This is a genomic window from Dyadobacter sandarakinus, assembly GCF_016894445.1.
In the GTDB taxonomy this organism is placed as follows: domain Bacteria; phylum Bacteroidota; class Bacteroidia; order Cytophagales; family Spirosomataceae; genus Dyadobacter; species Dyadobacter sandarakinus.
In genome coordinates, this window is sequence record NZ_CP056775.1 from 5,072,112 (window position 1) to 5,086,818 (window position 14,707).

10 protein-coding genes and 1 riboswitch are annotated in these 14,707 nt (G+C 49.6%); of the genes, 6 read left to right on the forward strand and 4 right to left on the reverse strand.

Features of this window, described 5'->3' with window-relative positions; all coding sequences use genetic code 11:
* Window positions 1–347: 347 nt before the first annotated feature.
* Together HWI92_RS20920 and HWI92_RS25465 are read left to right on the forward strand one after the other, a co-directional pair.
* On the forward strand, window positions 348–1,829 hold the full coding sequence (locus HWI92_RS20920) for a type III PLP-dependent enzyme domain-containing protein (RefSeq protein WP_204658900.1): 1,482 nt from the start codon (window positions 348–350) through the stop codon (window positions 1,827–1,829).
* A 94-nt stretch (window positions 1,830–1,923) separates the two neighbouring features.
* Window positions 1,924–2,049 carry a hypothetical protein gene (locus HWI92_RS25465; RefSeq protein ID WP_262897677.1) on the forward strand — a complete coding sequence of 42 codons (126 nt, stop codon included), beginning with the start codon at window positions 1,924–1,926 and terminating at the stop codon, window positions 2,047–2,049.
* On the opposite strand, the gene HWI92_RS20925 is transcribed toward HWI92_RS25465, so the two are convergent.
* Genes HWI92_RS20925 through HWI92_RS20935 form a run of 3 tightly spaced genes read right to left on the reverse strand, consistent with a single transcriptional unit; the run spans window position 2,046 to window position 6,077 of the window.
* On the reverse strand, window positions 2,046–2,573 hold the full coding sequence (locus HWI92_RS20925; protein WP_204658902.1) for a D-glycero-alpha-D-manno-heptose-1,7-bisphosphate 7-phosphatase: 528 nt from the start codon (window positions 2,571–2,573) through the stop codon (window positions 2,046–2,048). The genes HWI92_RS25465 and HWI92_RS20925 overlap by 4 nt on opposite strands.
* Window positions 2,574–2,577: 4 nt before the next feature.
* Window positions 2,578–3,603 (reverse strand): uroporphyrinogen decarboxylase, encoded by a 1,026-nt coding sequence (gene hemE, locus HWI92_RS20930; RefSeq protein WP_204658904.1) that lies wholly within the window; start codon window positions 3,601–3,603, stop codon window positions 2,578–2,580.
* Between the two features lie 26 nt (window positions 3,604–3,629).
* Window positions 3,630–6,077, reverse strand: a complete 2,448-nt coding sequence (locus HWI92_RS20935; RefSeq protein WP_204658906.1) for a TonB-dependent receptor — start codon at window positions 6,075–6,077, stop codon at window positions 3,630–3,632.
* Between the two features lie 69 nt (window positions 6,078–6,146).
* Window positions 6,147–6,241: riboswitch (TPP riboswitch) on the reverse strand.
* Window positions 6,242–6,313: 72 nt separating this feature from the next.
* Here HWI92_RS20935 and rocD point away from each other — a divergent pair.
* From rocD to HWI92_RS20955, 4 genes are all read left to right on the forward strand, one after another.
* Window positions 6,314–7,573: an ornithine--oxo-acid transaminase gene (rocD, locus tag HWI92_RS20940; protein WP_204658908.1), complete on the forward strand. Its 1,260-nt coding sequence runs from the start codon at window positions 6,314–6,316 to the stop codon at window positions 7,571–7,573.
* Window positions 7,570–8,961 (forward strand): S41 family peptidase, encoded by a 1,392-nt coding sequence (locus HWI92_RS20945; RefSeq protein ID WP_204658910.1) that lies wholly within the window; start codon window positions 7,570–7,572, stop codon window positions 8,959–8,961. Before rocD ends, HWI92_RS20945 begins: the two co-directional genes overlap by 4 nt.
* 114 nt (window positions 8,962–9,075) lie before the next feature.
* Window positions 9,076–10,584, forward strand: a complete 1,509-nt coding sequence (locus HWI92_RS20950) for a GH3 auxin-responsive promoter family protein (RefSeq protein ID WP_204658912.1) — start codon at window positions 9,076–9,078, stop codon at window positions 10,582–10,584.
* 157 nt (window positions 10,585–10,741) lie between these two features.
* Window positions 10,742–13,840 carry an AAA family ATPase gene (locus HWI92_RS20955; RefSeq protein ID WP_204658914.1) on the forward strand — a complete coding sequence of 1,033 codons (3,099 nt, stop codon included), beginning with the start codon at window positions 10,742–10,744 and terminating at the stop codon, window positions 13,838–13,840.
* Window positions 13,841–13,842: 2 nt separating this feature from the next.
* Here the strand turns inward: HWI92_RS20955 and HWI92_RS20960 are convergent, their stop codons facing one another.
* On the reverse strand, window positions 13,843–14,670 hold the full coding sequence (locus HWI92_RS20960; RefSeq protein WP_204658916.1) for a TraB/GumN family protein: 828 nt from the start codon (window positions 14,668–14,670) through the stop codon (window positions 13,843–13,845).
* Between the last annotated feature and the right edge of the window lie 37 nt (window positions 14,671–14,707).

The window sequence follows — 14,707 nt, forward strand, 5'->3', positions numbered from 1 at the left end:
CTTTCATGATCTGGGAAAATCATCCTTTGGATTAAGCATTGTATTCCAGACAGATCCGGTAGTGCTGCAAGGCTTCCCGGGCTACTCTCTTGTAACCTCAGGTCTGTTTTTTGCTGACCTGCCTGTTCAAAAGTAGGCAGGCAGGCTGGTCGGGGTCAACCTAAGAAATACCAAATGGATGAAACCCGGTATGAACTTCGTTATTAGCCTGATAAATTGCTTTTGCAGGGGAATGATTTGCTGAATTCCGGTGTTTGGAAATCACATGAATTCTGGCCAAATTTCGGGTCGTTTCGTTCCTATTATTAACTCACAATTCATTAATTGCCATCGCGACAAACAAATCAATGAAAAGCTACATTGACCTGATTCAGCAGACGTTCGAATTTCCCACGATGGAGTTTAACGTTGATAACAACGAGCTGCTGTTCAACAATGTACCTCTGATGGATATCATCAAGGAACATGGTACGCCGTTAAAAATCAATTACCTGCCCAAGATCGGGGAGCATATTGAAAATGCCAATATGTTTTTCCGGAATGCGTTCAAGCGCCATAATTATAAAGGGACGTACACGTATTGCTACTGTACCAAGTCCTCCCATTTCAGCTTCGTGCTGGAAGAGGCTCTGAAGCATAATATTCACCTTGAAACTTCCTCGGCTTTTGATATTCCCATTATCCGGGAGTTGTACCGCCGCGGAAAGGTTACCAAGTCGACCTACATCCTTGCCAATGGTTACAAGCTGCCGCGTTATACCCAGTACCTCAGCGAGCTAATCAACGAGGGCTTTAATGTAGTGCCAATCCTGGACAACCTGAAAGAAATTGAGTCGTACGAGCAGCAGGTTACTGCGGATACCGTGTACTTTGGTATGCGCATCGCTACGGATGAGGAGCCGAATTTTGCTTTTTATACCTCCCGTCTTGGAATCCGCTATAATGATGTACAGCAGCTTTATAAAGAGAAAATAGAGACCAATCCGCGGTTCAAGCTCAAAATGCTGCATTTCTTTATCAATACCGGTATCAAGGACAGCGCATACTACTGGAGTGAGCTCACCCGGTTTATGTTCAAGTACTGCGAGATGAAGAAAATTTGTCCGGAACTTGACTCTATCGATATCGGCGGCGGGCTGCCTATCCAGACCTCCCTGCAGAGCGGCTACGATTACCAGCAGATGATCGATGAAATCATTGAAAACATTCAGTGGATCTGTAATAAGAACAATGTGCCTGTACCGCACATTTTTACAGAGTTCGGTAGCTATACTGTAGGAGAGAGCGGAGCGGTTATTTACGAGATTATCGATAAAAAGCTGCAAAACGATAAAGAGCTCTGGTATATGATCAACGGATCTTTTATCACCCAGCTGCCCGACTCCTGGGGCATGAACCAGAAGTACATCATGCTGCCGATCAACAACTGGGATAATCCGTACCAGAAAGTAAACCTGGGCGGGCTGACCTGCGATTCCCAGGACTTTTATAACAGTGAAATGCACAGCGCCGACTTGTACATGCCCATTTTTGAAGAGGATTCAGAAAAGCAGTACATAGGATTTTTCCATACAGGCGCCTATCAGGAATCACTGGGTGGATATGGCGGCATTCAGCATTGCCTGATTCCTGCACCCAAGCATGTGCTGGTAGACCGGGATGAGGATGGTAAAATCACAACGCGGGTGTTTGCGCAGGAACAAAAAAGTGATTCCATGCTGCGTATCCTGGGCTTTAAGGATGAGTCGTACACTTCACCTGAAGTGAAAAACGAACACGAAAGCCAGCCTGTGGAAGTAGAACCTGAATTGGCGGAAACAAAAATTTAATACCGGGTATAAAGTTCTTTGAGCGGGTTCGTTATTGAAAATAACATCGTTCAAAGAACTTTTGCCTTATACAGAAAACTATACGATCAGGAAAATGAAAAAACTACTGCTCCTCCTTGCTGTCTGCGGAACCATCGCCGCTTCTTCCTGCACCAAACATGCCTGCCCGGCCTACGGATCTGTCCAGAAAGCTATGCCGGTTGCTGCTGAAAAAGCTTAATTAGTTTTTAAAATAATGTTTGCAGCTTCCCGGAGACTTCCGGCTGCAAAATCTCCCGTTGATTCTTCCGTGCCGGCTATAATGTGAATGGTTTTTACACCTGCATTCCGGCCCGCTTCCATATCCCTGTCCCGGTCGCCGATCATCCACGACTGAGCGGGATCAATGTTATACCTGGCTATTGCTTTTTCCAGCATCAGACTGCCGGGCTTACGCGAAAGCGACCGGCCCGAGTAAGCAGGATGGCAGGGCGAAAAATAAAGATCGTCCAGCACATGGCCCGAAGCCTGCTGTAAAGCTTCGTGGATTGCATATACATTATCAGCCGTGTATAATCCTTTGGCAATACCGGCCTGGTTGGTAATAACAATCAAAAGATACCCTGCATCTTTCAGCGCACGAAGTGCATCAGGCACACCTTCGGGAATGACAAGACGATCCAGCGTGTAGAGGTAATCGGGACAGTCTTCATTGAGTACCCCATCACGGTCGAGGAACACGCACCTGGTTTTCAGACTTTCCATCACACTAGCTGGAAAATTCTTTTACAGCATCGATAAAGCAGCGGACCTTATTGGGATCGGTATCCGGATAAACCCCGTGGCCGAGGTTGGCAATATACCTTTGGGTACCAAACTGTTCCAGCATTTTCTTTACTTCCAGCCTGATCTGATCGTAGGATGCGTACAGTACACAGGGATCCAGGTTGCCCTGCAGCGTTTTACCGGGAATAAGCTCGCGCGACTCCCTCACATCCATGTTCCAGTCGAGCCCTACCACCGAGCAGCTGAGCTCGCCAATTTCCTTTCGTGCGAAAAATGCACCTTTGGCAAACACCGTGACCGGTACTTCCGTGATGGCGTCGCAAATCTGTTTAATGTAGGGAAGGGAAAAAACCTGGTATTGTTCCGGCGACAGGATACCGGCCCACGAATCGAAAACCTGTACCAGGTCGGCCCCGGCAGCGATCTGCGCTTTCAGGTATGCAATGGTACTGTCGGTAATCTGCTGCAGCAGGGAATGTGAGAATTCCGGATCAGCATACAAATGCTTCTTGGCAACTGAGAAGGTCTTGGAACCCTTTCCTTCCGTCATGTAGCAGAAGATGGTGAAAGGAGCACCCGCAAAACCAATCAGAGGCACACGGCCGGCAAGTGCCTGCTTGGTGATTTTAATGGCATCAAGTACATATTTCAGGTCTGTTTCAGGTTCTGCAACATGAAGTTTCTGCAGGTCGGCCGAAGTATGCACGGTAGCAGGGAAAACAGGTCCGCGCTGCTCCACCATCTCATAGGGCAGTCCCATCGCCTCCGGTACGACAAGAATATCTGAAAAGATGATCGCTGCATCGACACCCAGCAGGTCTACCGGCTGGATAGTCACTTCGGCAGCCAGCTCAGGGGTAGTAGCGAGTGCGATAAAGCTTCCGGCTTTCTCGCGCACTGCGCGGTACTCCGCCAGAATCCGTCCTGCCTGCCGCATCATCCAAACCGGTGTGCGTTCTGTATTTTCCCCCCGTGCCGCACGGAGTAAAAGGTCATTTTTCAAATCCATGCGGCAAAGGTAACAGGAAGATAAACTCAAAACCTAAAATTCACCCCAACCAGAAAGTTGGTGCCTGCCTGCGGAAAGTAGAAGTTTTCCTGTGTCAGGGCACCGCCGGCCAGGTAGCCGTAGGTATATCCGTTGGATTCATATTGCTCGTTAAAAATATTATTAACCAGCAGATTAAAGCCAATTTCATTTGCCCAGGCCGGTTTGATCGTCCACGAAAGACGCACATCATTGGTTACGTAAGCATCCAGTTTCCGCGTTTCGGTTGTGGTATTGTCCAGGTATTGTTTACTGACATACTTGGTCAGCAAAGCAATTTCCAGGTTTTTCCGGAGGGAATAAATGAGCTGGCTGCCCGCAATCGCATTGGGTGAAAAGGAGATATCGGATTTGCCGTGACTGATTGTGTTATAGCCGCCTGTGTCATAGTTGACGACATACTCCGTAAAGTTGTCGATTTTATTGCTGCTGAAAGTCGCATTGACATTCCATTTCAGATAAGTGCCCAGCGCTACGGCTCCTTCAAGTTCAATGCCGGTCCGGTAACTTTTCGGGACATTCACCCGGATGGAGTTGCCGACATCATTGATCTGGCCGGTGAGTACAAGCTGGTTTTTGTAGCGCATCAGGTAGTAATTCGCAGAAAAAGCCCATTTTCCCTGCTGCGTCCGGAAGCCGGCCTCCACGTTCTGCAGATTTTCCTTTTTGGGAAAAAGTAATGCTGTGGCTGCTGTAAAGTCATCCCGGTTCGGCTCCCGGTTGCCGACGCTGTACGATGCATAGACCGAGCTCTGATCGGCCAGCTGGTAATTAATCCCGGCTTTCGGATTGACAAAATTATACGACTGATCCACCGCCAGCTGTATCTGAACATTATCCGTACCGTGAATGGCGTGACTTACTGTCCTGAATTGCAGGTCTGCAAATGCATTCAGCTTATCTGTAAACTGGTAGTACAGCTTTCCATAAATGTTAAAGTCCTTTTTGATCCCCTGACTGTAATAGTACCGGTGCTCATTTTCGGTGTTCCCGGCATTGCGTGCCCAGGTAATCTGTCCGTAATGATCGCCGTCGTACTTGTTCCAGCCACCGCCAATGCTTGCCGTCAGCTTTTTAAAACTATTATAATCAAATGAAAAGGTAGTTCCATAAAAGTAGTTGTCGAGCCAGCGCCTGCGGACCAGATCGGTACTGGTGAGCGTATCAGTGCCGGTGATTACATCGGGCAGGTTGTAGTTTGCATAGGCGTCGTCCTTGCGGTATTGTTCATAGTAACCCAGTCCCCGGACCAGAAATCCGTTGAGGTTAAAAGTCCATTGCTGACTAAGGTTATGAGACGACACGAGCTGGTAATGATCCTGCCTGTAATTATCGACCTCGTTTTTGTAGGTGTATGAATTATAGGTCCTGTTTCCCGAATTAAGCAGGTTCCGGGCATCTTCTTCATCCAGTCCGTTCCGGTCAATGTAGCTCAGGATACCCTCCCTGTCACCCCGGAGCTTAGCCTCGGGCACCCCATTCCACGACTGGTAGGTGCGCTCTTTTCCTGAAAACACATTGACACGCACAAAGCTTTTTTTACCAAAATAACCGCCCGACAAATAGTAGGAATGCAGCTCCGACGAAGCCCGGTCCACGAAGCCGTCAGACGAAACGCGCGATAGCCTGGCATCGAAGGTAAACTTGTCCCGGATCAATCCTGAGCCTACTTTCAGCGTATTTTTGAATGTGTTAAAAGAGCCGTATGCGTTGTTGAGCTCGGCATATGCTTCCTTGCGCAATGCATTGGTATTGATGTTGACCGTTGCTCCGAACGATCCTGCACCATTGGTGGAGGTACCTACCCCGCGCTGAATCTGAATGCTGCTCACGGAAGATGCAAAGTCCGGCATGTTGACCCAGAAAACACCCTGGCTTTCGGCATCATTATACGGGATTCCATTGACGGTAACGTTAATGCGCGTTGCATCCGAGCCCCGGATGCGGATGCCCGAGTAACCCACGCCCGCCCCGGCATCGCTGGTACTGACGAGTGAAGGTGTAAAGTTGAGCAATACCGGCAAATCCTGACCAAGGTTCTGCTTGTCGATTGCGGCGGCGCTTACATTGGTATAAGCCATCGCACTTTTGTCCGTGACGCGCGTCGCATTAATGACTACTTCGTCGGCCTGATAAGTACTGCGTACCAGTTTTACATCCAGAAAATCATTTTCGGAAAGGGTGACAGCCGCAGTCTGAAAGCCGACGTAAGAAACCTCCACCGCATGGATCGCGTCAGGAATATTCCTTAATGTAAAATTCCCCTGCTGATCGGATTGTGTGCCGCGGATATCGCCGGCTTTGATGGTGGCGCCAGGCAGCGGCTTGCCGTCTTCCGCATCGGTAATGCGGCCTTTCAGCATGCGCTGGGCGAAAGTGGACAAGGAAAGAATGCTGAAAATGAATGTCAGCAGATAGGTAGTAACGGTTCGCATTGCGATAAAGTTGTTACAACAGGCAGGGGCCACCTATCTTGGATACAAAAAATAAAAACAAGAAACAGCCTGAAAACCGGCTTCTCTCCCTACGCCGGCATTACCCGGATCAGGTTTATGGGTATGATCTCAGCCCGTCAGGTAGGGCACCCCTTTGAGATTATGGGGCAAAGCTAGTTCTTTTCGCTATTTTTACATAAACACGAAGTGAAAATCCTGTATAACCTGACTATCTCATGACAACCTTCTCCGACACGCTCACCAGCGCAGCTGCACAGGCGATCGACCTCGAATACCGCTACGGTGCACATAATTACAAACCGATGCCCGTAGTGCTGGAACGCGGTGCGGGTGTGTATGTCTGGGATGTGGAGGGCAAGCAATATCTGGATTTTCTTTCGGCATACAGTGCGGTGAGCCAGGGGCATTGTCATCCGCATATCGTCAATGCCATGATCAGCCAGGCGCAAAAGCTCACCCTCACTTCCCGTGCATTTTACAATGACCGGCTGGGTGAATGTGAAAAAATGCTGTGCGAATATTTCGGCTACGATAAGGTACTTATGATGAATTCGGGCGTGGAAGGCGGTGAGACCGCATTGAAGCTGACCCGCAAATGGGCATACAAAGTCAAAGGCATTGCGCCGGGTAAAGCCAAAACCGTGTACGCCGCAGGTAATTTCTGGGGCCGGACGCTGGCAGCCATTTCTTCTTCCACGGATCCGTCCAGTACCGATGATTACGGTCCGTTTCTGCCGGGCTACGAAATCATTCCCTACGACAACCTGGATGCATTGGAAAATCTGCTCAAAAATGATCCTGATATTGCCGGCTTCATGGTGGAACCTATCCAGGGCGAGGCCGGGGTGGTAGTACCGAGGGCGGGCTACCTGAGGGGCGTGCGCGAACTTTGCAGCCAATACAATGTGCTTTTTATAGCCGATGAGGTCCAGACCGGCATTGGCCGCACGGGCATGCGGCTGGCATGTGACTGGGAAGGTGTGAAACCTGATATCCTGGTTTTGGGAAAAGCCCTCTCGGGCGGTACGATGCCTGTGTCTGCTGCATTCGCGGACAACGAAGTTATGCTCACAATCGCGCCCGGAGAGCACGGCTCTACCTATGGCGGCAACCCCCTGGCCTGTGCCGTGACCATTGCCGCACTGGAAGTAGTACAGCGTGAAAACCTGGCTGGAAATGCAGAGGCGATGGGAGCGTTGTTCAGGCAGAGGATTTCTGATCTTCAAAAACAATGTTCTCTGATAGAGGTCGTTAGAGGAAAAGGCCTGTTGAATGCTATCGTTATCAATGATACCGAGGAAAGTACCACAGCAATGGATCTTTGTTACAAAATGATGGAAAAAGGGTTGCTCTGCAAGCCTACCCACGGCAACAAGATCCGCTTTGCACCTCCTCTGGTTATCAATGAACAGCAGATGAACCAGGCCTGTGATATTATTGAGGAAGTGTTTCTGGAAACAAACGCAAGTCGATGAGAAATAAAATTTTACTTCCATTTTTCCTGCTTGCATTGCTTTGTGCAGCCTGCAAGGAAAAGAACGTAGAGCCGGCCACAAGCACGGAGACCAACCAGTGGATTTATGACCAGATGAAGTACTGGTATTACTGGAACGACCATATCACAGCCAATCCGGACCTGACGCAATCGCCCGAAGACTTTTTTGAATCGCTGCTGTATCGCTACGATGCCGGTACGCGGCCCGATGGCGACCGGTTTTCGTGGATCCAGGAGAGCGCCGACGAGCTAAAAGCCTCACTCAGCGGTGAAACCAAAACAACCGGAATGCAATACAAGCTGTTTTACTATCCCAGCGGCTCCACCAATGTGATTGGGGTGGTATTGTATGTTGCTCCCGGCTCGTCTGCATCTGACGCGGGATTCCGGCGGGGTGATATTTTCAGCAGTGTGGGCGGTACAAAGCTGACAGGCGACAATTACCGCCAGCTGCTCAATGCAGGCGGCGCACTTTCCTACACGATCTCCAAATTCGATGTGGACGACGTGCTGAAAGAGACAACGGTAAAAAGGAAGGTTGCACCGGTTGTTTTGCAGGAAAACCCTGTCTTTTTTGATACTACCTATACCTACGACGCTCACAAAATTGGGTACGTGGTATATCACCAGTTTATTCCGTCACCCAATGGATCATCCGGCAAGGAGTATGACCAGAAGCTGGATGATATTTTTGCAAAATTCAAGGCAGCCCAGGTAAATGCACTGGTATTGGACCTGCGCTATAATCCCGGCGGCTACGTAAGTTCGGCTATAAACCTGGCCAGCCTCATCACAAAAGGGACTACCAATGATGTTTTTTATTACAAAGAGTACAACCCGCAGGTGACTGAGACCAATCGTAAAAAATACGGTGACTCCTACTTTTACGACAAGTTTGTTTCCAAAAGTCAGAACATCAGCAGCAGCCTTCAAAAGCTGATTGTACTCACTTCATCCCGCACAGCCTCGGCCAGCGAGCTGCTGATCAACGGACTGAAGCCCTTTATGGATGTGACAATTATAGGTGAAAAAACGGTTGGCAAAAACGTCGGGTCGGTGACCATTACCGATTCTGACGGCAAGATAAAGTGGGGTATGCAGCCGATCGTATCCAAGTCGCTGAACAGCCTGAAGCAATCAGACTATGCGACGGGCTTTGTTCCCAATACCACGATAGGCGAAGGTATTATCCTTTATCCATACGGCAGCCCCAAAGACCCGCTGCTTGGCGAAGCACTTTTCGAGATTACGGGTACGCATGTGACCCGCATGGCGCATCACACACGGATTTTGTCTGAAAAGGGCGAAGAAATTGAGTCGACAATCGAGAAAAAGGCCGGCGGAAGCAATATGTTTTTTGACCGGTAAAAAACAGTAGTCCGCGCATTTATAAGATGGTGGGTGAAACAGCTTCCAACTGTTCTCTCACCATTTTTGCTATTTTTACAGATTGCATATTACAAATTTTAATAGTCTGAATTCATGAAGCTGGTCAATGATATGACTGTCTGGTTTTTGAAGCGGCGCTTCGAAAGGATTGAACAGTTTATGAAGTACCCCGTTGAAACTCAGCAACGCATTTTTTCCGAGCTGATCGAAACTGCGCGGTATACGGAGTGGGGCAGCAGGTACAATTACGGACAGATTAAAACCATTAAAGACTTTCAGAACCAGGTTCCCGTATCCTCTTACGAGGACCTGTACCCTTATATCGAGCGTGTACTCAAAGGCGAGCCCAATGTGCTCTGGCCTTCCTCCATTGAATGGTTTTCGAAGTCGTCGGGAACTACCAATGCCCGCAGCAAATTCCTCCCGGTATCACCCGAAGCATTGGAGGAATGTCACTACGAAGGGGGTAAGGACATGATGACGCTCCTGATCCATAACCGGCCCGATACCCGCGTTTTTGACGGCAAAGGGTTGTCGATCGGAGGTACGCTGCATGCCAATCCCTTTGATGATTACACGCAGATCGGCGATGTGTCCGCAGTAATCATGCAGAATCTTCCCTCCTGGGCGGAATTTATGCGGACACCGCCGCTGGATGTCGCACTCATGGATCATTGGGAAAGTAAGCTGGACAAAATGGCGTCCATTTGTTCGCAGGAAAATGTGACCAGCATCCTGGGTGTTCCTACCTGGACCATCGTGCTGCTGGATCAGATTATGGAGCGTTCCGGGGCGAAAAATATGCTGGAAGTATGGCCTGACTTTGAGGTATTTGTGCATGGAGCTGTGTCGTTTGAGCCGTACAGGGAGTTATTTATGACCAAGTACTTCCCCTCCGACCAGGTGCTGTACCTGGAAACGTACAGTGCGTCGGAAGGATTTTTTGCGATACAGGATGATGTAAGCAGGGTAGGGGAAATGCTCCTGATGCTCGATTATGGCATCTTTTATGAGTTTATTCCGATGGAAGAAGTTGGTCAGCCGCACCCCCGGGCACTGCTGCTGGACGAGGTGGAGGTTGGAAAAAGCTATGCACTCGTCATCTCGACCAATGCGGGCTTGTGGCGCTACCTCATCGGTGATACGGTACGGTTTACCTCCAAATACCCTTTCCGGTTGAAGGTAAGCGGACGAACCAAACATTTTATCAATGCATTCGGTGAGGAGCTGATCGTGGAAAATGCGGATTATGGTATCAAAGTAGCTTCGCAAAAAACCGGTGCAGTCGTCGCCAACTATACCGCCGGACCCGTGTACATGGGCGATGGCACGCGCGGCAGACACGAGTGGATTGTCGAATTTTCGAGAGAACCTGACAATTACGATGCATTTACCTCCATCCTCGACGAAGCACTGCGCGAGGTAAACTCCGACTACGACGCCAAACGCTACAAAGACCTGGCGCTGCTGCCGCCACTTATGCATTACGTTCCCGCAGGGACTTTCTATGCATGGATGGGAAAACGCCACAAGCTCGGTGGCCAGAACAAAGTCCCGAGGCTGAGCAACAGCCGGGAGTTTTTGGAAGATCTGCTGGGATAGCAGTCGGCAGTGAGTTAGTAGCGGTCTGCCGGCTTTTTTGCCGGTTCCGACGATGCTGACTTAATACTGCAACTATATTCCACATTTACCCAAAAAAAGCATTATACAAACCCATAAAGGCCGACTGCCGATAGCCGACTGCCGAAAGCCCCCTCCCATGATCCCCAAGTACCTCAAAATAAAAGGTCTCTATTCCTACCAGACCGAGCAGGAAATCCACTTTGATGCACTGACTGATGCCTCCCTGTTCGGGATTTTTGGCGCGGTAGGCAGTGGTAAATCTTCCATTCTCGAAGCAATTACCTTTGCATTGTACGGCGATACCGAGCGGCTCAACAAGTCGGGGGATGATCGTACTTACAACATGATGAACCTGCGCTCCGACGAGCTGCTCATTGATTTTGAATGCATTGCAGGCAAGGATGCGGAGCATTACCGGTTTACGGTGCGGGGAAGAAGAAACAGCAAAAATTTCAGGGATGTAAAAACTTTTGAGCGCAAAGCCTATGTGCACGAAGAGGGTACCTGGGTACCGCTGTCAGAAAGTGTGAATGCGGAAAGCATTATCGGACTGAGCTATGATAACTTTCGCCGCACCATTATTATTCCACAGGGACGCTTTCAGGAGTTTATCGAACTGAGAGATTCGGACCGTACGAGGATGATGAAAGAGCTTTTCCAGCTCGAAAAGTATGATCTGAGCCGGAAAGTAGGCTCTTTGACCAAGCAAAACGACTTATCTCTTTCCGGTCTCGATGGCCAGCTCATAGGCCTGGGCGAAGTGACTCCTGAAATGGTAGAAGCCGAAGAAAACCGCAGGAATGCAATCAGGACGGAGATCGGGGAGGTGAATGCAGCGTTGCTGCTGCTGGCTGAGCAGGAGAAAGTTTTTCAGGATCAAAAAGCGGCTGATGAAAAGATCAGGTTGCTTCGGAACCAGCTCCATATACTTGACGGCCAGCGTCCCGGTATGCAGGCGAGAGAAGAGGCATTGCGACTTTTTGAAATTTGCTCCCTGCATTTCAAATCTTTGCTCGATCAGAAAAAACACCTGAATGCCGCGGTACTCCGCGATGAAAAGGTGTATTTCAGCCAGCAAACCCGGATCAGGGAACTTACGGTGGGTGCGGACCGTGAAAGAGCTGTCATTCAGGAGCTGAAACCACGCTATGACACCCGCGAAGAACTCCTGGATACCATTGCCGAACTTGGAAAAGTCATTCAGATCATTGACAACAATGCATGGATAAGCCAGAAAAAACAGCGGCTTGCAAGTGGTGAACATCAGCTTGCCGAAAAGGAAAAAGGCATTGAAGCCATCAGGATCCAAAAGCTCGATCAGGAAGGTGCCAATGAAACCAGAAAGGCTGCATTGATCGACATTCAGGAAATTACGGCGATAAAGTCATGGTTTGCACAGGCTGATCTCCTCGTGGAAGCACGTCAGGCCATCAAAAAGGAGGCCGAGGACCTGCAAGCTGAAATCGGCACACAGCAAGCATTACTGGACGCAAAATTGAGTGAAATCAGCACGCGGCTAGCCATCAATCTTCCTCAGCAGCCAGTTCTGACGGTTTTTCAATCGGCTATGCAGGGTTATGCCATCCAAAATGAAGAGCGCAGGAAAGCGCTGAGGCAAGAGCTGGTCAAAGCAAGTACCCGGCTGGCGCTGCAGCAATATGCCGTCAGTCTGCAGGAAGGCGAACCTTGTCCGCTCTGCGGGGCGGAGCATCACCCGGCTGTGCTTCACACGGACGAAAGTGTGACTAAAGAGCTCACCGGCATTGAAAGTCAGCTTGCCCGCTTTGATGAGCTCGATGACCATGCAAGGAAGATGCAGACGCCAGTTGAGCGGCTTTTCAATCAGATTGAGAACCTTGAAAAACAAAAGGCATCTATCAAGGAACGCTGGACCGAGGCCAGACTCAGGATCGAGCAGCATGATCTTGGTTTTATCTGGCAAAAGTTTGACAAAACAGATCGCAGCGGCTTTGAGCAGCATTTTCAGCAGGTAACCCGTGACCAGGCGCTGATTCGTGAAACCGAGGCTCAGATACGCCGGCTGAATGCCCGGCTCGAATCCGAAATACTCGAAAAAACTGAAAAGTTTGAAAAACCTTTGCAAGTACTGCGGGACGAAATCCTGCGGCTGGACAGTACTACTGCATTGCTTTCGGCCCAGCTTGAGAAAGTCGACCTGGATGAAATAGCAACGCAGCCCCAAGCGGAAATCAGGGAGAAAATGCAGCTGCTGCATCAAAGCTACGGAGAGATAACACGTCTTTATGAAGAAACCCGGCAGCTCGTGGATGTGATGGAAAAGGAGCGGGATATGCTGGCAGGCAGTCAGGCCACCCTGGAAGTTGCCCTGGAAGGCAGCCGTAACGAGCTGAAAGAAGTACAGCATCAAATGGATCTTCAGCTTGTAAAGTATGGGTTTGCGGGAGAAGATCAGGTTGCAGTGATTTTGCAGCACCCAATCAGGATAGACGAGGAGCGCACTGCACTGGATACATTCCGGTTTGCCTGTGAGACCACGGAAAGAGACCTGAACAGGCTGGTTCAGGAAAATGCCGGACAGGATTATGATGCTGACCAGCACATTGCGCTGATTCAGTCAAAACGTGATTTTGAAGAAAAATTAAATGCACTGCGCAAAGAGGAAGGCGGACTGGACCGGCTCCTGAAAAAAATGGCCGAAGACCTGGCTCGAAAGGCGTCTTTACTGGAAGAAAAAGGCAAATTACAGCTCAGGAAAGAACATCTGGACGAGCTGACAAGGCTTTTCCGGTCGAGCGGGTTTGTGGATTATGCATCAAGCATTTACCTTAAGAACTTGATTCAGGCTGCAAACCATCGTTTTCACCAGATGACACACCAGCGCCTCCACCTTGAACTGGGTGAGGGCAATAGCTTCTGGGTGCGCGACCTGCTTAATGGCGGACATCTGCGCCTGCTGAAAACGCTTTCGGGCGGACAGAAATTTCAGGCTGCATTGTCCCTGGCGCTGGCGCTTGCAGACCATATCCATGTGCGCAATGAGTCGCAGCATAACTTCTTTTTTCTGGACGAGGGCTTCGGCTCGCTCGACAAGCTGGCACTGCAGACCGTTTTTGACACGCTCAAATCACTGCGTAAAGAAAACAGGATTGTCGGTATTATCAGTCACGTGGAAGAATTGCAGCAGGAAATCCAGACTTTCCTGAAAATTACCGATACCGAAGAGGGCAGCCGCATTCAGGAAAGCTGGAAATGAGATTATTGAATGGCACGTACGGTGTAGCCTTCTTTGCGTAGCAGGGCAATGATCCCTTTCTCACCCCCGAGATGGGCCGCTCCTACTGCAAACAGGGTTGGTGCTGCCGTCATCATCTGCCGGATACGCGGAATCCACTTCTGGTTGCGCTCAAAGAGGACTAGCTCTTCATTGCCTTCCATACCAAATTCACTTTTCAGCGCTGCCTGGTACAGGTCATTGATCTTTGCATCTTTGTAGAGGCTTACCAGTGTGGCAAACTCCTTCCGTGCTTTGGGGAGGCTATCTATGAGCGACATCAGCATGGTAGCCTGTTCCTGATAAGGTATTGAGTCAAAAACGGCCATTTGTTCTTCAATGGTTTCCAGGCCTATCACCTCCGATTTTTGTTCTCCGGCCAGGTTGGCGAGGGTCAGTTCGTAGGACCGGGGCTCGCAGGGAAGTATGGCATTAAAGAGCGGCCCCATCATCACAAAAGGTTTTGCTTTGGCAAACATATCAATGCCCAAACCCACAGAGTCGCGAAAAAAGCGGCTGAGCTTCGCATAGCCGGCTTCTCCTACCAGGCTTTTCAAATCCTGTCCGCCGGCCATGTACATGGTTTTCATCATCTTGCCCATCATACCGGGATCGTCAATATCTACTTCCAGCGCGAGTTTAGCCGATTTTGACAGAGCGAATTTCAGGGAATCACTGAGCACGAAATCTTTTTCACAGATCAAATGAATGGTCCCAAAAAGATATGACCGTTCCGCTGTGCCCGGTGCTTTTACTTCCCAGAGCAAAGCATCCTTCGCCGGAACCTGCGCGAATGGCCAGCAGGGCATCATCAGCAAAATCCAAAACAATAAAAATCTCCTCCTTGCC